Raw genomic sequence first — 17,672 nt, forward strand, 5'->3', positions numbered from 1 at the left:
ATCGGCGCGTGCACGCGGGCGCGGGATGCTCACGACGCCACTGCATCCGTCGGGAATGACCGAGAGCATCCACCCGGCGCTGATCCCGGGGATCGGAGTCGAGGAGACGGGACGCCGATTCGGGACGAACTGGACGGTGTTCGGCATCGCGGGCGGACTGGTCCTGATTGTGGTCGTCTGGTCGTTCGTGGCCCCCGAGGTGCTCCGGGATGTGGGCGCCACTGCGCTGCGATGGGAGACCGACAATTTCGGCTGGCTCTTCTCGGGCCTCGTGCTGGTCGTGCTCGTCTACATGCTCGTGCTCGCCTACGGTCGCACCGGCGGCGTTCGCCTCGGGGCGGATGACGAGAAGCCCGAGTTCTCGACCATGTCGTGGATCGCCATGCTGTTCTCGGCCGGCATGGGGATAGGACTGCTGTTCTACGGCCCGTACGAGCCGCTGACATTCTTCACCTCGCCGCCGCCGGGGATCGCCGTCCAGCCCGACTCCACTCGGGCGATGCAGGTCTCACTGGCCCAGACGATGTTCCACTGGGGGCCGCTCGCCTGGGGCTTCTACGCGCTCGTCGGGGGAGCGATTGCGTATGGGGCCTATCGCCGCGGTCGAGCACCGCTCATGTCGGCCATCTTCGCGCCCATGTTCGGCAAGAGGGTGGAGGGCTGGCTGGGGGCGGTCATCGACATCTTCGCGATCATCGTCACCCTGTTCGGCACGGCCGTCTCGCTCGGCATCGGCACGCTGCAGATCGGCCGCGGACTGCAAGCTGGTCACCGGGGCCGGCGCGCTCGGCAATGGCGTTCTGGTGGCGATCCTCGCGGTGCTGACCGGATTGTTCGTGATCTCGGCCGTGTCCGGGGTCAAACGGGGAATCCGCGCTCTCTCCAACCTCAACATGTTCATCGCCGGCGCGTTGGCGGTGTTCGTGTTCCTGGTCGGTCCGACGCTTCTGCTGCTCACCCTGATCCCCTCGGGCGCAAGCCGAGTTCTTCGGAGAGCTGTGGACCATGGCCTCGCGCAATGCGCTGCAGAGCGACGCCTCCTCTCAATTCATGGCGTCGTGGACGACCTACTACTGGGCGTGGTGGATCTCGTGGTCGCCGTTCGTGGGCATCTTCATCGCGAAGATCTCGCGCGGTCGCACACTGCGGGAGTTCGTGACCGCCGTCGTGTTCATCCCGGCCTCGGTGTGCTTCCTCTGGTTCACGATCCTCGGCGGCACGTCGATGGACATGGAGCAAGCGCGGGCTGAAGGTCTCGCAGGCCTCGCATCCGGAGGACATTCTGTTCGAAGTGCTGCACAACCTGCCCGCGGGCGCGGTGACCGCGGTCGTGGCGATGGTCTCGATCGTCGTGTACTTCGTGACGTCGGCAGACTCGGCCTCGCTTGTGATGGGCTCGATGAGCCAGCGCGGCAAACCCGAGCCGGACCGGTGGGTGACGCTCACCTGGGGTGTGCTGATGGGCGCGGTGGCCGGGACGCTCATGGTGCTCGGCGGTTCGCAGGCGCTGAACGGCCTGCAGTCGCTGATGGTGGTCTCGGCCCTGCCGTTCGCGTTCATCGTCATCGGCGTGATGATCGCCTGGGCCAAGGAGCTGCGCGTGGACCCCTACGTGCTCCGGGCCAAGTTCGCCCGGGCCGCCATCGCGCAGGGCGTGCGGGCCGGGATCGCGGAGCACGGTGACGACTTCGCGTTCGACTCGATGCACGTCGCCGAGGGGGAGGGTGCCGGCGCCTGGCTGGACACTGGGGATCCGCAGCTGACCGAGTGGTACACATCGGCCACGTCCGAGCTGGGCGTCGTGGACGCCGAGGACGTCACGCGGACTCTCGACCCCGGACGGATCCAGCCCCGGGGCCCGGAGCGGGCCGATCACACGGCCTCCGGCGACGGCGCCCTCTCATCCGGTCGGTTTCGCCGCGAGCGCGGACGGCGCGTTCACGACCAGGATGGCGGGCACGACCAGGATGGCGGGCATCCGTAGGATTGAGGCATGCGCATCCACATCGCGACCGACCATGCCGGCCTCGAGTTCTCCACCCGCCTGCAGGCATCACCTGGGTGACCAGGGCCACGAGGTCATCGACCACGGGCCGATCGAGTACGACGCGCTCGACGACTATCCGGCGTTCTGCATCCGCGCCGCTCAGGCGGTCGTGCGCGACCAGGAGGCGGGGATCTCCACGCTCGGTGTGGTGTTCGGCGGCTCGGGAAACGGCGAGCAGATCTCGGCGAACAAGGTCACCGGCATCCGCGCGGCCCTGGTGTGGAGCATCGCGACCGCAGAGCTCGCGCGCGAGCACAATGACGCCAATGTGATCGCGATCGGCGCACGCCAGCACACGTTCGAGGAGGCGGCCTCCTTCATCGACCGCTTCATCGCGACGCCGTTCTCGGGCGAGGAGCGCCACGCCCGCCGCATCGCGCAGCTGCGGGCATTCGAGCAGGACGGCGCGTTGCAGCCTGATCCGCGCGCGGCCGGCTCGGTCTGATGCCCGAGGGGCATTCGGTCCACCGCATCGCGCGACAGTTCGACCGCAACTTCGTCGGACAGCAGGTCGAGGCATCCAGCCCGCAGGGTCGTTTCGTCGAGGGCGCGACGCTGATCTCGGGGCGCACCGCCACCGAGGTCAAGGCCGTCGGCAAGCAGATGTTCCTCGAATTCGACGAGGAGCTGTGGCTGCGGGTGCATCTCGGGATGTACGGCGCGTGGGATTTCGCCGGCGAGATCGTCGTGGACCCCACGATCGCCTCGGCGAACGGCCGGATGGGTCAGACGAATCAGCGCGGCACCGTCCTGCCGGACGAACCGGTGTTGGATGCCGCGGGTGAGAACTCGATGACCTCCATCGGGGCGCCGCGCCGCGCACGGGTGCACGTGCGGATGTCGGAGCAGACCCGGGGGCTCCGTGACGAGGGCGCCCAATGGCCGCCGCCGGTGGTCGGACAGGTGCGGTTGCGCCTGCTGACCGACCTGACGTGCGCCGATCTGCGGGGACCGACCGCGTGCCGGCTGCAGACCCCGGACGAGATGCTCGCCACGATCGCAGGGCTCGGACCCGACCCGCTGGCCGGCGACCCCGCCGAGGGGGAAGAGCGCTTCACCGCGGTCGTGCGCCGCAAGCCGACGCCGATCGGGCTGCTGCTGATGGATCAGAGCGTGGTCAGCGGCATCGGCAACGTGTACCGTGCCGAGCTGCTGTTCCGCGCGCGGCAGAATCCGCACACGCCCGGTCGCGATGTGCCCGAACAGATCGTCCGGGGCCTGTGGCGCGACTGGGTCCGGTTGCTGTCGATCGGGGTCGAGACCGGTCAGATGATGACCATGGATGACCTGGACCCGGACGAGTACCGCAAGGCGATGGCCAGCCGCGACGACCGACACTGGGTGTACCACCGCGCGGGGCTGCCGTGCCGGGTGTGCGGCACCGCGATCGTGGTGGAAGAGGCCGCTGCGCGCAAGCTGTACTGGTGCCCGCGCTGCCAGGCCTGACGCGCGCCTAGGCTGGCCACATGCGCCAGAACCCGAGCTTCGCCATGACCGACGTCGCCGAGATCCGTCGGCTGATCGAGCGCAACCCGTGGACCACCCTGGTCAGTCAGACCGACGACGGGTTGGTGGCTTCGCACTACGCGGTGCTGCTGGACGAGGACCGCGACGACCTCACGATCGTCGGCCATGTCGGCCGCCCGGACGATCTGATCCACGGGCTGGGCCAGCGCGAACTGCTGGTCGTGGTGCAGGGCCCGCACGGCTACGTCTCTCCCGGATGGTACGGCGGCGGCACCGCGGTGCCGACCTGGAACTTCGTCTCCGCGCATCTGTCCGGCGTGCCCGAGATCCTCAGCGCGGAGGAGAACGGCCGGGTGCTGGACCGGCTGGTCCGGCACTTCGAGACACGGCTGCCGGCAGCCGCGGCTGATGTGGGAGCCGCCGAACGACACCGAGTACATCGAGCGCCTCGCGCGGGGGACGGTCGGCTTCCGGCTGACCCCGACCCGTGTGGTGGGCAAGCGCAAGCTCAGTCAGAACAAGCCGGCGGAGGTCGTGGAGACCATCATCGCCGAGCTGTCCGGTGACGGCGCGTACGCCCAGCCCGCGCTGGCAGGCGAGATGCGCCGCGCCCACGACGCCCTGACCCGGAATCGCGGGTAGCCGGTTCGGGCACTCGGCGGATCTCGCCCACGGCGGGATGCGGGGGAGCGGGTCATCTCACCCGACTCTTTGTTCGCCTCTGGGCGGAGCTGGTGACGAGTTGGACGCGGCGTAACTCCGGACAGCTTCCGCGAAATAGTGCCGTTATATCCCTTGACGCATAGTAGCTGTGTTCGATACACTGGGAGGAGTTCACTCGAGGATCGGACCGGAGGTTTCGCTCATGTCGGCATCATCTGCGGGTCTGTCTCCGGTGCTGTGTGAGGTGGATGATCTGGTCGAGGATCTGACGGAGTCGCGGATGCTGGGGGCGCGGGCGTTTGCGGCGGAGATGTTCTTCTTCGAGCGTGCGGCCGGGCTGGTGGTGCGGCGAGAGCAGGAACGCGCCGCCCAGGCGGGGGACGGGGCTGTCACCTCGTCGTCGCAGTGGGGGATGCGGGAGCTGTTCGCTGAACTGGCCGCGGCGCTGCATCTGAGTGAGTGGCAGGTGGCCCGTAAGGTGTCGATGGGATGGACCCTGGTGCACCGGTTCTTCGAGACCCTGTGTCAGGCAAGCGAGGGCCGGATCTCTCCGGAGCATGCGACCCTGATCGGTGAGACCGGTGCGGTGATCGAAGACGATCAGGTGCGTCGGGAGTACGAGGCGGTCGCCCTGGACATGGCGGGGGAGTTGACCCCGGCACAGTTGCGGCCGGCGTTGTCCGGGCTGGTGTCACGGTTGGACCCGGAAGGCACCCAGCGGCGGGTGCGGGACGCCGTGAAACGGCGGAAAGTGACGGTGCGGGAGTTGGAGCCGGGGCTTGCCCGGGTCACCGCGGACGTGCCCACCACCCAGGGTGTGGGAATCGTGACTCGGATCACCGAGATCGCCGACCAACTGTTCACACAGAACCAGACCGACCGCGCAGAATCCGAAGCAGCCGCTCCTGCCGGTGCCGGCGACGGTGACGGGTCTGGGGAGGTGGTGGTTGATGAGCGGACGCGGTCGCAGATCATGGCGGACGTGTTCAGTGATCTGCTGCTGACCAACGTGCCCGATGGGCACGGTGCCACCGAACAGGCCAGAGAGAACCTCGGGGCGATCGTCGGGACCGTGCAGGTCACCATCCCGGCCAGCACGCTGACCGGCGAAACCGTCGGCGGCAGTGAGGTGGTCGGGTTCGGGGCGATCGATGACGAGGTCGCCCGGGACCTGGCCGGGGCGGCGCGGGCGTGGACCCGGGTGTTCACCGACCCGTGCACCGGGGTCCCGACCAGTGTGGCCCGGTACCGGCCCTCGAAGCGACAGCGGCTGTTGCTGCGGGTGCGGGATGAGCACTGCCGGTTCCCCGGCTGCCGCCGCCCCGCCCACAAATGCGATGTGGACCACACCCTCGCGTACGCGGACGGCGGGACCACGTGCCTGTGCAATCTGGCACACCTGTGCAAACGCCACCACACCCTGAAGCACGAGACCGACTGGGTCGTCATCCAGCTGCCGGGCGGGATCCTGGAATGGACCGCCCCCACCGGACGCATCCACCACACCCGACCACCCGGCACCGTCAGATTCGAACCCATCGCGCTGATCGCCGACGAGCCACGACACAGGCACGCCCTCGCCCGCGACCCTGCGCCCTTCTGAACGCCGCACCGGGGCTTCAACGAAAGACACCCCCGAGTCGGGGGCGTCCTTCGTTGAAGCGGCGGTGTCTACGCCGCGAGGTGTGCGACGAGGAACCAGCGGTCCTTCTCGATGCCGGCCTTGATGCCGATGACGATGTCCTGGCTGGTCAGGTCGATCTCGTCGAGCCCGTCGATCGCGGCCTGCAGGTCGGCGATGACGAGGTCCATGTCGGCGATGACGCTGCGCACCATGTCGTCCCAGGGGGTGAATCCGGCGCCCACCTCTGTGGCGGCGACCTTCTCGGCGACGGTGGTCAGTCGGGCATCGATGGGCAGACCGAGGGCGACCACGCGCTCGGCGGCCTCGTCGGCCCAGCCCTGCGCGTGCGTCACGACCGAGTCGAGCAGTTCGTGGATCGCGATGAAGTTCGCCCCGCGCACGTTCCAATGCGCCTGCTTGCCGTTCACGGCCAGAGCCTGCAGCCCCAGCGCGACCGGGGTGAGGAACTGGGCGGAGCCGGCCGCGACGGTCGGGTCGACTGCGGCGGTCGGTGTGGTCTTCGTGCTGGTCATCTCGTGGCCTCCATCTCGATAAGACGAACTCATCAGGGTCAACGCTACCGAGGCCTGGACATTCCGCAAGCAAGCGCAGGCTGTGCTTACCGGCCCGACGCGCGGTCCGGATGATGCGGGGATGACGGCTCCGAGCGACTACCGTCGAGGGGTGCCATCCGCTGACCACGACCTCGGACCGCAGGACCTCGAAGCGCCCGCGCGACCGCGTGCCCGCCTGCGCCGCGACCGCTCCCCGGAACACTCCGAGCCGTCGCGGTTCATCCCGCATGTGCAGGGCTTGCGCGCGATCGCGGTGCTCCTGGTCGTGCTCTACCACTTCTGGCCGGGACGGCTGCCCGGCGGCTACGTCGGCGTGGACGTCTTCTTCGTCATCTCCGGCTATCTGATCACGGCCCACCTGTGGCGCGAGCTGACCCTGACCGGCGGCGTGCGCCTGGGACAGTTCTGGGCGCGCCGCGCGCGGCGCCTGCTGCCGGCATCCCTGCTCGTGCTGCTGTTCTGTGCGGTGGCGGTGATGTCCCCGTACATCATGCCGACCTCGGCCTTGCAGAACGAGGTGAAGGAGATCACCGCCTCCACATCCTACGTGGAGAACTGGTATCTGGCGCTGAACTCGGCCGACTATCTCGGCCACTCGGGCAGTCCGACCACCGTCCAGCACTACTGGTCGCTGTCGCTGGAGGAGCAGTTCTACGTGATGTGGCCGCTGCTCATGCTGCTGGCGGCATGGCTCGTGGTGCGCTGGGTGAAGGGCCGTCTGCGGGCGACCGTCGTGGCGACCCTGGCCGTCGTGTCCGTGGCATCCTTCATCTTCTGCGTCGTGTTCACGATCACCAACCCGGCACCCGCCTACTTCGTGACGTTCGGCCGGATGTGGGAGTTCGGGCTCGGCGGCATCGTCGCGCTCGTGCCCGCCCTGCACGTGCGCAACAAGTGGCTGAGCTTCGTCCTCGGCTGGGGCGGGATCCTCGCCCTGCTGTACACGGCGTTCCGCTTCGACGGGCAGACGGTCTTCCCCGGCTATGCGGCGGCGCTGCCGGCCCTCGGTGCGGCGGCCATCATCGCGGCATCCAACACCGACCGCTGGTGGTACCCGACGCGGGTGCTCTCCTGGAAGCCGGCGCAGTTCACCGGCGACATCTCGTACTCGCTGTATCTGTGGCACTGGCCGCTGATCATCATCGCGCCGTCCGTCCCGTTCTGGGGGCTGACGATCTACCACCGCGTCGCGCTGCTGGTGATCTGCTTCGTCGTGGCCTGGCTGACCAAGCGGTTCGTCGAGGACCCGGTGCGCCGGTGGAAGGCGCTGACCAGCCGTCGCGCCCGCGTGTCGCTGCTGGCGTCGCTGGCGGCCATGGTGCTGGTGGCCGGCACGGCGGGTGCCGCCTGGGCCGTGAACGCCCCGGCCTACCGGGCGGGAGTGCAGGCGATCGAGCAGGTGCGCGACAACCCGCCGGACTGCTTCGGTGCGGCCGTGGTGCTGGACCCGTCGTGCGCCGGCACCGACTTCGGTTCGACGATCCTTCCCGCTCCCGGCTTCGCCGGCGCCGACACGCCGCACAGCGACCGGTGCTTCGTGCAAGCTCAACAACGCGCGGCCGGAGGAATGCACGTTCGGCTCGGAGAAGGAGGGCGCGCCCCAGGTCGTGCTGATCGGCGACAGCCACGCCTACCAGCTGCTGCCGACGTTCCAGCGGATGGCCGAGAGCAACGGCTGGCGCCTGATCACGTTCTTCAAGGGCGCCTGCCCGTGGAACACGACGCCGCTGTCGACGCCGGGGGCGTTCGGCGACGCGTGCACCCAGTGGCGGACCGCCGTGGACGAACGTCTGGCGAAGCTGAAGGCGGATGTCATCTTCACGGCATCCCTGGCCACCACCCCGTACTCGTCCGCCGGATACCCCTCGGCGCACGACGCCGCGGTCGCCGGCTACCGCGCCGCGTGGAAGCCCGAGCTTGATCGCGGTGCGAAGATCATCACGGTCGTGGACAACCCGGTGTGGGAGACCGACCCGAACAAGTGCCTGCGCATCCGCGCGCAGTCCGACTGCACCGAACCGCGCAGCAGCGGCCTGGTCGCGGATGACCCGGTGAAGGCCGCAGCAGAGGGCGTGCCGGGAGTTACCCTGCTCGACTTCACCGATGCCTACTGCGATGACACGACGTGCTTCCCGGTGGTGGGCGGGGCGAACCTGTACCGCGACCAGGACCACCTGACGGTGACGTGGGTGAACACGCTTCAGCCGTGGTACACCGCCGCCGTCAAGGAGGCCCTCGGCCAGGCCGGATGACGCAATAGGGTCGAAGCATGATCGATTCCGCAGCATCCGTCCTGTCCGTCGGCCAGGCGCAGACCCAGATCGACGAGTCCGCGTTCGTGGCGGCCGGCGCACGCATCGTCGGCGCCGTGCGGCTCGAAGAGGGCGCGAGCGTCTGGTACAACGCCGTGCTGCGCGCCGACGGCGACACCATCACGATCGGCGCGGGCAGCAACCTGCAGGACAACGTCTCGGTGCACGTGGATGCCGGATCGCCCGTGGTGATCGGGCGGGATGTCTCGGTCGGCCACAATGCGGTGGTGCACGGCTGCACGATCGGCGACGGCTCGCTGATCGGGATGGGCGCGGTCGTCCTGAACGGCGCCCGGATCGGCGAAGGATGCCTGGTGGCCGGGGGAGCCGTGGTGCTGGAGAACTCCGACATCCCGGCCGGTTCGCTCGTCGCCGGCGTCCCGGCCAAGGTGCGGCGCGAGCTGACCGACGAGGAGCGCGATGGCCTGACCCGGAACGCGCTGATCTATCGCGAGCACTCGGCCGCGCATCGCGATGCGCGCCCTGCCTGACCCGCGTCGCGCCGTCTCCGCGCGTCCTTCCCCTGCGCCCTCTCCTCCTCGCCGGGATCGTACGATCTGGCCGAGTGCACATGAATTTCGGCCCGTTTTGATGTGGAGTCGCGAGTTTGATGTTCATTCGGCGGGTTGGAGGGCGGCTGAGTGCGGCGGGCGAGGCCGGCGGGCGAGGCCGGCGGGCGAGTGCGGCGGAGGCCGGCGGGCGAGTGCGGCGGGCGGGGCGGCGGGCGAGGCCAGCGGGCGGCGCGGCGACCGACCGCGGCGGCAGTGCCCGCACGCGCAGCGGGACATACGCACATCGGCGAGGCGGCGAAGCAATCGAGAGGCAGTGGAGGGGATGACGGGAATCGAACCCGCGTGATCAGTTTGGAAGACTGAGGCTCTACCATTGAGCTACATCCCCGAGGGCGCGCGAACGCACCTCGGAAAGTGTACTTGATACCGCGCATCCTCTCCGCGCACGCGGTCACAGGCGCGTCCGGTAGACTCCTTCAGGCCGTTTCAGCGCCACGCGCCCCGGGGCGTAGCTCAGCTTGGTAGAGCGCCCGCTTTGGGAGCGGGAGGCCGCAGGTTCAAATCCTGTCGCCCCGACGTCACGGCCCCACAGACCCCGACCTTCAGCCGCCACGTTCGCGTGCGGAAACCAGAGGAGAACGAATAAGGCATGGTCACGAGCACCGTCGAGAAGCTCAGCGCGACGCGCGTCAAGCTCCACATCAGCGTCACGCCTGACGAGTTGAAGCCGAGTGTGAAGCACGCGTACGAGCACATCGCTCAGGACGTTCAGGTCCCGGGCTTCCGCAAGGGCAAGGTCCCCGCGCCGATCATCGACCAGCGCATCGGCCGTGGCGCCGTCATCGAGCACGCCGTCAACGAGGGGCTCGACGGGTTCTATCGCGAGGCCGTGACCGCGCACGAGGTCAAGACCGTCGGCCGCCCGAACGCCGAGATCATCGAGTGGCCCAACGAGAAGGACTTCTCCGGCGACCTCAAGGTCGAGATCGAGGTGGATGTCCGCCCCGAGTTCGACCTGCCGGACTACGCCGGCACGACCGTCACGGTCGACGCGGTCGAGACCGACGAGGCGGCAGTGGATGCTGAGCTGGACCGGCTGCGCGGCCGCTTCGGCACGCTGATCACGGTCGACCGTCCGGCCAAGACCGGTGACTTCGTCGAGCTCGACCTGGTGGCCACGATCGACGATGCCGAGATCGACCGCGCCGAGAGCGTGTCGTACGAGGTGGGCTCGGGCGAGCTGCTCGAGGGCATCGACGAGGCGATCGAGTCGCTCACGGCGGGGGAGGACACCACGTTCCGCTCGAAGCTCATCGGCGGCGACCACGCCGGCGAAGAGGCCGAGGTGGCCGTCACGATCAAGGGCGTCAAGGAGCGCGAGCTGCCCGAGGCCGACGACGACTTCGCCCAGATCGCCAGCGAGTTCGACACCATCGCCGAACTGCGCGAGTCGCTGGCCGAGCGAGTGGGCCAGCAGGCCGTGTTCGAGCAGGGCTCGGCGGCGCGCGACAAGCTCGTCGAGGAGCTGCTGACCAAGGTCGAGATCCCCGTGCCGGACCAGCTCGTCGAAGACCAGGTGCGCGAACACCTCGAGCAGGAAGGACGGCTGGAGGACGACGAGCACCGCGCCGAGGTGACCGAGGCCAGCCAGAAGCAGTTCCGCACCCAGATGCTGCTGGACAAGATCGTCGAGCAGAACGACGTGCAGGTCTCGCAGGATGAGCTCACCCAGTACATCGTGCAGTCGGCCGCGCAGTACGGCATGGCGCCGCAGGAGTTCGTCGAGGTCCTGCAGCAGAACAACCAGCTGCCGGTGCTGGTCGGCGAGGTCGCCCGCAACAAGGCCCTCGCGGTCGTGCTCGGCAAGGTCAACGTCGTCGACACCACGGGCAAGCCGGTCGACCTGACCGGGTTCATCGCCACCGAGGACGAGGGCGTGGATGCCGCGGCCGACGACGCCGCCGGGGCCGACGCCCCGGAGGCCGACGCCCGGCTGCTGACGCTCCCGCGAAGAAGGCACCGGCCAAGAAGGCGGCGGCCAAGAAGCCCGCCGCCGAGAAGGCGACCGCGGACGAGCCGGCCGCGAAAAAGCCGGCTGCGAAAAGCCCGCCGCCAAGAAGGCAGCGCCCAAGAAGGACGCCGAGTAGACGACGGCATCGGGGCGGACGACTGCGGTCGTCCGCCCTTCGTCGTCCGGGGAGGCACGAGCCATGGCGATCGGTCTCCACGAGTGGCAGCGACGGGTGGATGCCGTCTGGCAGGATGCCGCGCTCGGCGACGATGCCCGAGGCCGCCGCTCGCTCTGCCGAGGGCGAACAGGGCCTGGTCGGGCAGCGCGCGCCGGTAGATTCGAACTCACGCAACCGAATCAGGAGCAGGAATGGCTGAACCCCTTGTCGCGACGAGTGTCTTCGACAGACTGCTGAAGGACCGCATCATCTGGCTGGGATCAGAGGTGCGCGACGACAACGCCAATGAGATCTGCGCGAAGATCCTCCTTCTCGCGGCCGAGGACTCGCAGAAGGACATCTACCTCTACATCAACTCGCCCGGCGGCTCCATCACCGCGGGAATGGCGATCTACGACACGATGCAGTTCGTCCCGAACGACATCGTGACCGTGGGCATCGGCATGGCCGCCTCGATGGGCCAGCTGCTGCTGACCAGCGGCACCAAGGGCAAGCGCTACATCACGCCGAACGCGCGTGTGCTCGCTGCACCAGCCGCACGGCGGCTTCGGCGGCACCTCCAGCGACATCCAGACGCAGGCCCAGCTCATCCTGGACATGAAGAAGCGCCTGGCCGAGATCACCGCCCAGCAGACCGGCAAGACGGTCGAGCAGATCAACATCGACGGCGACCGCGACCGCTGGTTCACCGCCGACGAGGCGCTCGAGTACGGCTTCGTCGACCACATGCGCGAGCACGCCGAAGACGTGCACGGCGGCGGCGGAACGACCAAGTGAGAGACGAAGGAGACATTCGCATGACCACCCCCTCTTTCGGTCTTCCCGCCGCGCCGCGCGGCCTGCAGATGCCCGGCAGCCGGTACGTCCTCCCGCAGTTCGAGGAGCGCACCGCCTACGGCTACAAGCGCCAGGACCCGTACAACAAGCTGTTCGAGGACCGCGTGATCTTCCTCGGCGTGCAGGTCGACGACGCGTCGGCCGACGACGTGATGGCGCAGCTGCTGGTCCTGGAGAGCCAGGACCCCGACCGCGACATCATCATGTACATCAACTCGCCCGGCGGCTCGTTCACTGCCATGACGGCGATCTACGACACCATGCAGTACGTGTCGCCGCAGATCCAGACGGTCGTGCTCGGCCAGGCCGCCTCCGCGGCGGCGGTGCTGCTGGCCGCCGGCGCGCCCGGCAAGCGACTGGCCCTGCCGAACGCCCGCATCCTCATCCACCAGCCCGCCGTCGGCGAGGCCGGTCAGGGGCAGGCGTCGGACATCGAGATCCAGGCACGCGAGATCCTGCGGATGCGCACCTGGCTGGAGGAGACCCTGGCCAAGCACACCAACCGCACGCAGGAGCAGGTCAACAAGGACATCGACCGCGACAACATCCTGTCGGCCACCGAGGCCGTCGAGTACGGGCTCGTCGACCAGGTGCTCACCACCCGCAAGCGCGGGCAGAGCGCGATCGGCGCGTAGTCGGCATCGCTGCACGGGCCCCGCCTCCCGCACCGGGTGGCGGGGCCTCTGCTGTGGGCGGATCGGGCGCCGATCGTGCCGCAATGCGGACGGATGTCGCCGCCTGCGATTAGGCTCGGAACACGCGGGTGGCAGGCAGCCGCAGCAGACGAGGAGGGGCCTGGCACATGGCACGTATCGGCGAAAGCGCGGACCTGTTCAAGTGTTCCTTCTGCGGAAAGAGCCAGAAGCAGGTACAGCAGCTCATCGCCGGCCCCGGCGTGTACATCTGCGACGAGTGCGTCGAGCTGTGCAACGAGATCATCGAAGAGCGGATGGCCGAGTCCGGCGACGGCACCGTGTCCGAGTTCGATCTGCCCAAGCCGCGGGAGATCTTCGCGTTCCTCGAGGAGTACGTCGTCGGGCAGGACGACGCGAAGCGCGCCCTGGCCGTGGCCGTCTACAACCACTACAAGCGCGTGCGCGCGCACTCGACGATCCAGTCGGCCGAGCAGCGCGCCGAAGAGATCGAGCTGGCCAAGAGCAACATCCTGCTGCTCGGACCGACCGGCTTGCGGCAAGACCTACCTGGCCCAGACCCTCGCCAAGCGCCTGAACGTGCCGTTCGCCGTGGCGGATGCCACCGCGCTGACCGAGGCGGGGTACGTCGGCGAGGACGTCGAGAACATCCTCCTGAAGCTGCTGCAGGCCGCCGACTTCGACACGAAGCGCGCCGAGACCGGCATCATCTACATCGACGAGGTCGACAAGATCGCCCGCAAGGCCGAGAACCCGTCGATCACCCGCGATGTCTCCGGCGAGGGCGTGCGAGCAGGCGCTGCTGAAGATCCTCGAGGGGACGGTCGCCTCTGTGCCGCCCCAGGGCGGGCGCAAGCACCCGCACCAGGAGTTCATCCAGATCGACACGACCAATGTCCTGTTCATCGTCGCGGGCGCGTTCGCCGGTCTTGAAGACATCATCTCGGCCCGCGTCGGCAAGCACGGTGTCGGCTTCGGCGCAAGCGTTGCACCGCAAGGACGAGGACCTGAGCCTGTTCGGCGAGGTCCAGCCCGAAGACCTGCACAAGTTCGGGCTGATCCCCGAGTTCATCGGCCGTCTGCCCGTGGTCGCCTCGGTGTCGCCGCTGGATCGCGATGCGCTGATGGAGATCCTGACCACCCCGAAGAACGCCCTGGTCAAGCAGTACCAGCGGATGTTCCAGCTGGACGACGTCGAGCTGGAGTTCGAGCGCGACGCGCTCGAGGCGATTGCCGATCTCGCGGTGCAAGCGCAAGACGGGTGCCCGCGGATTGCGCGCGATCCTCGAGGACGTGCTCGGCCCGATCATGTTCGAGATCCCCTCCACCGAGGATGTCGACAAGGTCGTCGTAACCCGTGCCGCCGTCGACGAGGGCGCCGCACCGACGCTCGTGCTGCGGGAGAAGCGCAAGAAGAGCGCCTGAGCTCAGGCGCGAACGGCCTCCGCGATCAGCATCCGGTCGTCGGTGCGCACCCAGGTCGCGATACGCGCGATGCGCAGGCCGGCCGGACGGTAGAACTCCTCTAGCCGCTCGGGCGTGGCGAACGAGTCGTGGTCCCGCGGATAGGGCACGTCGACCGGATGGTGCTCCGCCGTGTGCGGGCCGTGGTGGCCGCCGCTGACGAACGTCGCCGTGACCGCGCGGCCGCCCGGGCGCAGCACCCGCGCCCACTCCGCGATCGCCCGCTGCGGGGCGGCGAACAGGTGCAGGGCCGTGACGCACGTGATGAGATCGGCGGATGCCTCGGCGGCCGGCAGCGCCGCGGCATCGGCCTCCACCCACCGGGCGGACGGAAGCGCGGTGCGCGCGACCGCCAGCATGCCGGGGGAGACGTCGACACCCGTGATCGACAGGCCGGGGTGCAGCGCGGCCAGCGCACGGGCGGCCAGTCCGGTGCCGGTCGCGACATCCAGCGCCGAACCGTCCTCCGTCACGCGGGCGAATCGCGCGACCGATGCGGCCAGCGCGCGGTGCATCGCGTTCTCGTCGTAGTCCGCCGCGCGGGCGTCGAACGCATCGCGGATCGCGGCGACGCGGCTGTCGGGGGACGCGCTCATGGCGGACCCGCTATCCGTCCAGCCCGCGCCGCTTCAGCAGCGGCGCGATCTCGGCGTCCCGGCCGCGGAAGTCGCGATACGCCTCGAGTGGGTCCTTCGACCCGCCCACACCCAGCAGCTTCTCGCGGAAGCGATCGCCGTTCGCCCGGGTGAGTCCGCCGTTCTCTTTGAACCACTCGACCGCATCGGCGTCGAGCACCTCGCTCCAGATATAGGAGTAGTAGCCCGCGCTGTAGCCGCCCGAGAAGACGTGCTGGAAGTACGTCGACGAGTAGCGGGTGGGAACGGCCGGGTTGTCGAGCCCGATGTCGGCGAGGGCGGATGCCTCGAACCCGGCGACATCCAGGTCTGCGGCCGCGGCATCCCGCGAGAGCGAGTGCCAGGCCTGATCGAGCCAGGCCGCGGCGAGGTACTCGCTGGTGGCGAATCCCTGGTTGAACGCCTCGGACGCGTGCAGCTTCTCCACGACCTCGGCCGGCAGCGGCTCGCCCGTCTCGAGGTGCCGGGCGTAGTTGGCCAGCACCTCGGGCCACAGCATCCACATCTCGTTGACCTGGCTGGGGAACTCGACGAAGTCGCGGAACACGTCGGTGCCGGCGAAGTGCGGGAAGGTGACGGTGGCGAACAGGCCGTGCAGGGCGTGCCCGAACTCGTGGAACAGGGTGTTCACCTCGTCCAGGCTGAGCAGGGTGGGACCGGACGCCGGCTTGGACACGTTGAGGTTGTTCACCACGACGGCCTGGGTGCCGCGCAAGCGCGGACTGGTCGACGATCGCATTCATCCAGGCCCCGCCGCGCTTGGTGTCGCGCGTGTACAGATCCAGGATGTACAGACCCTGCGGCGACCCGTCTTCATTGCGCACCTCGAACACGCGCGTCGGGGTGGTACGCCTGAAGATCGTCCCGCTCGGTGAACGTCACGCCGTACAGCTTCGTCGCGGCGAAGAACACGCCGTCGCGCAGCACGCGCTCGGCCTCGAACCACGGCCGCAAGCGCGGCGGTGTCGATGGCGTACTCGGCCTGCCGCACCTTCTCGGTGTAGAACGCCCAGTCGGCGGCCGAGATCTCGGAGCCGGCCGAGGATTCCAAAGCCTCCTGCTCGCGACGCGCGTTGTGCGCGGCCGGAACAGCCAGGCGACGAAGCAGGTCGTGCACCGCCTCGGGCGTGCCGGCGGTCTCGTCGGCGGTGACATAGGCGGCGTGCGAGGCGTAGCCGAGCAGTTCGGCCCGCTCCGCCCGCAGGCGCACGATCTGCCGCAGCGTCGCGCGATTGTCGTGGTCGTTGCCGCGAGATGCGCGGGCGCGGGATGCCGTCATTATGCGCTCGCGCGCGCTGCCACCGATCAGCGACGACAGGTACGGATGCCCCGTCGGGAGCACGAGGGTGACGAGGTACTTCCCCTCCAGGCCGCGATCGGTCGCTGCCTGCGACGCGGCGGACAGCTCGCCGTCGCTGAGCCCCGCCAGCTCCGCCGCGTCGTCGAAGACGACGGCCAGCTCGTTCGTGTCGGCCAGCAGGTTCTTGTCGAAGGCCGTCGTCAGAGTCGACAGCTGCGTGTTCAGCTCGGTCAGGCGCTTCTTCGCACCGTCGTCCAGGCCCGCCCCCGCGTGCGTCATCTCGCGATACCAGCGCTGCACGAGATAGCGCTGCTCGTCGTCGAGCTCGAGCGTGTCGAGCCCGTCGTGCAGCGTCTTGATGCGCCCGTACAGCGCTGAGTCCAGCTGGATCGCGTCTTCATGGGCCGCCATGAGCGGCGCAAGCTTCTCTTCGATCTCTTGGATCGCGTCGGTGGCGTCGGCCGATGACACCGTGTAGAACGCTCGAGCGACATCGCCCAGAAGCTGGCCACTGGTCTCCAACGGCACCATCGTGTTCTCGAACGTGGGCATGGATCGGACCCGCGTCACGGCGGCGATCTCCTGCAGGTGTTCGTCGAAGGCGAGCTCGAACGCGGGCAGATAGTGCTCGGGCCGGATGTGTGCGTAATCGGGCAGCTGGTAGGGAAGGCGGCTGGGGAGCAGAAGGGGGTTGGCCGAGGCATCCGTCATGAGATCCAGCCTAGTCTCCGAACGCAAAGATCCGATTGCAAAGAAATGGTTGCAAAGAAGCGTTCGCAAAGGTATCTTTGCAGTCGTGAGCGAGAACAAGATGCAGGGACGTGACGACCCGCGCGTCATCGAGGGGAGCGCACTGCGCGCTCTCGCGCATCCGCTGCGCGTGCGCATCTACGACATCGTGTCGCAGTACGGTCCGCAGACAGCGTCGAGCCTCGCGCAGATGATGGGCGAGTCCAGCGGCGCCACGAGCTACCACCTGAGGGCTCTGGCCAAGCACGGGCTGATTCAAGAGGCCGAGGGTCGCGGAAACGCTCGCGAGCGCTGGTGGGAACGGCCGCGCGGCGCAGTGTCGTTCGGCAGCCCCGAGGGACTGAAGACGCCGTCCGGGCGCGCGGCCACTCAAGTCGTCATGACCGAGTTCTTCAACCGGCGCCACGAGCAGCTCATGACATACATCGCCGAGGGCATCGCGAACCCCGAGCGGGATGAGCCGGATGCCAGCATCAACACCGCGACCGCGCATCTCACGCCCGAGCAGATGGGCGAACTTGCCCACCGCATGATGAGCGTCATCGACGAATTCGTCGAGAAGTACCGAGACCAGAAGGGAGACGACGTGCGCACGGTCACGATCCGCGCCGACGTCTTCCCGCTTCCCGAGGAGGGGCACTGAC

8 protein-coding genes, 2 tRNA genes and 10 pseudogenes are annotated in these 17,672 nt (G+C 68.6%); 16 read left to right on the top strand and 4 right to left on the bottom strand.

The window, feature by feature from the left end; translation table 11 throughout:
- Positions 1-55: 55 nt before the first annotated feature.
- From L2X98_RS18535 to L2X98_RS18565, 7 genes and pseudogenes are all read left to right on the top strand, one after another.
- Positions 56-703, top strand: a pseudogene (locus L2X98_RS18535) (BCCT family transporter); the annotation flags it as partial.
- Positions 585-923 (top strand): annotated as a pseudogene (locus L2X98_RS22555) (BCCT family transporter); the annotation flags it as partial. The pseudogenes L2X98_RS18535 and L2X98_RS22555, both read left to right, overlap by 119 nt.
- 82 nt (positions 924-1,005) lie before the next feature.
- Positions 1,006-1,984: pseudogene (locus L2X98_RS18545) on the top strand (BCCT family transporter).
- 9 nt (positions 1,985-1,993) lie between these two features.
- A pseudogene (locus tag L2X98_RS18550) lies at positions 1,994-2,492 on the top strand (ribose-5-phosphate isomerase).
- Positions 2,492-3,493 (top strand): Fpg/Nei family DNA glycosylase, encoded by a 1,002-nt coding sequence (locus L2X98_RS18555; protein WP_259611844.1) that lies wholly within the window; start codon positions 2,492-2,494, stop codon positions 3,491-3,493. The pseudogene L2X98_RS18550 and the gene L2X98_RS18555 overlap by 1 nt, the downstream one beginning before the upstream one ends.
- A gap of 20 nt (positions 3,494-3,513) precedes the next feature.
- Positions 3,514-4,156 (top strand): annotated as a pseudogene (locus tag L2X98_RS18560) (FMN-binding negative transcriptional regulator).
- A gap of 265 nt (positions 4,157-4,421) precedes the next feature.
- The gene (locus L2X98_RS18565) at positions 4,422-5,780 is read left to right on the top strand and encodes an HNH endonuclease signature motif containing protein (protein ID WP_259611845.1); all 1,359 of its coding nucleotides are present in this window, start codon (positions 4,422-4,424) and stop codon (positions 5,778-5,780) included.
- 68 nt (positions 5,781-5,848) lie between these two features.
- Here L2X98_RS18565 and L2X98_RS18570 read toward each other — a convergent pair whose 3' ends face one another.
- Positions 5,849-6,334 carry a Dps family protein gene (locus L2X98_RS18570; protein ID WP_259611846.1) on the bottom strand — a complete coding sequence of 162 codons (486 nt, stop codon included), beginning with the start codon at positions 6,332-6,334 and terminating at the stop codon, positions 5,849-5,851.
- Between the two features lie 121 nt (positions 6,335-6,455).
- Here L2X98_RS18570 and L2X98_RS18575 point away from each other — a divergent pair.
- The 3 genes and pseudogenes from L2X98_RS18575 to L2X98_RS18585 form a co-directional block, all read left to right on the top strand.
- Positions 6,456-7,544 (top strand): annotated as a pseudogene (locus tag L2X98_RS18575) (acyltransferase family protein); the annotation flags it as partial.
- 439 nt (positions 7,545-7,983) lie between these two features.
- On the top strand, positions 7,984-8,628 hold the full coding sequence (locus L2X98_RS18580) for an SGNH hydrolase domain-containing protein (protein WP_259611847.1): 645 nt from the start codon (positions 7,984-7,986) through the stop codon (positions 8,626-8,628).
- 17 nt (positions 8,629-8,645) lie between these two features.
- Positions 8,646-9,179 carry a gamma carbonic anhydrase family protein gene (locus tag L2X98_RS18585; RefSeq protein ID WP_259611848.1) on the top strand — a complete coding sequence of 178 codons (534 nt, stop codon included), beginning with the start codon at positions 8,646-8,648 and terminating at the stop codon, positions 9,177-9,179.
- Positions 9,180-9,514: 335 nt separating this feature from the next.
- On the opposite strand, the gene L2X98_RS18590 is transcribed toward L2X98_RS18585, so the two are convergent.
- Positions 9,515-9,588, bottom strand: a tRNA-Gly gene (locus L2X98_RS18590).
- A 114-nt stretch (positions 9,589-9,702) separates the two neighbouring features.
- Here L2X98_RS18590 and L2X98_RS18595 point away from each other — a divergent pair.
- The 5 genes and pseudogenes from L2X98_RS18595 (at position 9,703) to clpX (ending at position 14,304) form a co-directional block, all read left to right on the top strand.
- Positions 9,703-9,776 (top strand) — tRNA-Pro (locus tag L2X98_RS18595).
- Positions 9,777-9,849: 73 nt separating this feature from the next.
- Positions 9,850-11,276: pseudogene (tig, locus tag L2X98_RS18600) on the top strand (trigger factor); the annotation flags it as partial.
- Positions 11,277-11,580: 304 nt separating this feature from the next.
- A pseudogene (locus tag L2X98_RS18605) lies at positions 11,581-12,166 on the top strand (ATP-dependent Clp protease proteolytic subunit).
- A gap of 20 nt (positions 12,167-12,186) precedes the next feature.
- Complete coding sequence (locus tag L2X98_RS18610) at positions 12,187-12,861, top strand: ATP-dependent Clp protease proteolytic subunit (RefSeq protein ID WP_259611849.1); 675 nt, start codon at positions 12,187-12,189, stop codon at positions 12,859-12,861.
- A 167-nt stretch (positions 12,862-13,028) separates the two neighbouring features.
- Positions 13,029-14,304, top strand: a pseudogene (gene clpX / locus L2X98_RS18615) (ATP-dependent Clp protease ATP-binding subunit ClpX).
- Positions 14,305-14,306: 2 nt separating this feature from the next.
- Here the strand turns inward: clpX and L2X98_RS18620 are convergent.
- Together L2X98_RS18620 and L2X98_RS18625 are read right to left on the bottom strand one after the other, a co-directional pair.
- Positions 14,307-14,939 (bottom strand): class I SAM-dependent methyltransferase, encoded by a 633-nt coding sequence (locus L2X98_RS18620; protein WP_259611850.1) that lies wholly within the window; start codon positions 14,937-14,939, stop codon positions 14,307-14,309.
- Between the two features lie 10 nt (positions 14,940-14,949).
- Positions 14,950-16,989: pseudogene (locus L2X98_RS18625) on the bottom strand (M3 family metallopeptidase).
- Between L2X98_RS18625 and L2X98_RS18630 the strand changes: the two are divergent.
- Positions 16,970-17,671 carry a winged helix-turn-helix domain-containing protein gene (locus L2X98_RS18630; RefSeq protein ID WP_259611851.1) on the top strand — a complete coding sequence of 234 codons (702 nt, stop codon included), beginning with the start codon at positions 16,970-16,972 and terminating at the stop codon, positions 17,669-17,671. The pseudogene L2X98_RS18625 and the gene L2X98_RS18630 sit on opposite strands and share 20 nt — an antisense overlap.
- Position 17,672: the final 1 nt, after the last annotated feature.

Source organism: Microbacterium elymi (assembly GCF_021582895.2).
Taxonomy (GTDB): Bacteria; Actinomycetota; Actinomycetes; order Actinomycetales; family Microbacteriaceae; genus Microbacterium; species Microbacterium humicola.

Coding starts and splice junctions, on each gene's coding strand:
- L2X98_RS18555 (WP_259611844.1), top strand. CDS start 2,492: ATGCCCGAGGGGCATTCGGTCCACCGCATCGCGCGACAGTTCGACCGC.
- L2X98_RS18570 (WP_259611846.1), bottom strand. CDS start 6,334: ATGACCAGCACGAAGACCACACCGACCGCCGCAGTCGACCCGACCGTC.
- L2X98_RS18585 (WP_259611848.1), top strand. CDS start 8,646: ATGATCGATTCCGCAGCATCCGTCCTGTCCGTCGGCCAGGCGCAGACC.
- L2X98_RS18610 (WP_259611849.1), top strand. CDS start 12,187: ATGACCACCCCCTCTTTCGGTCTTCCCGCCGCGCCGCGCGGCCTGCAG.
- L2X98_RS18620 (WP_259611850.1), bottom strand. CDS start 14,939: ATGAGCGCGTCCCCCGACAGCCGCGTCGCCGCGATCCGCGATGCGTTC.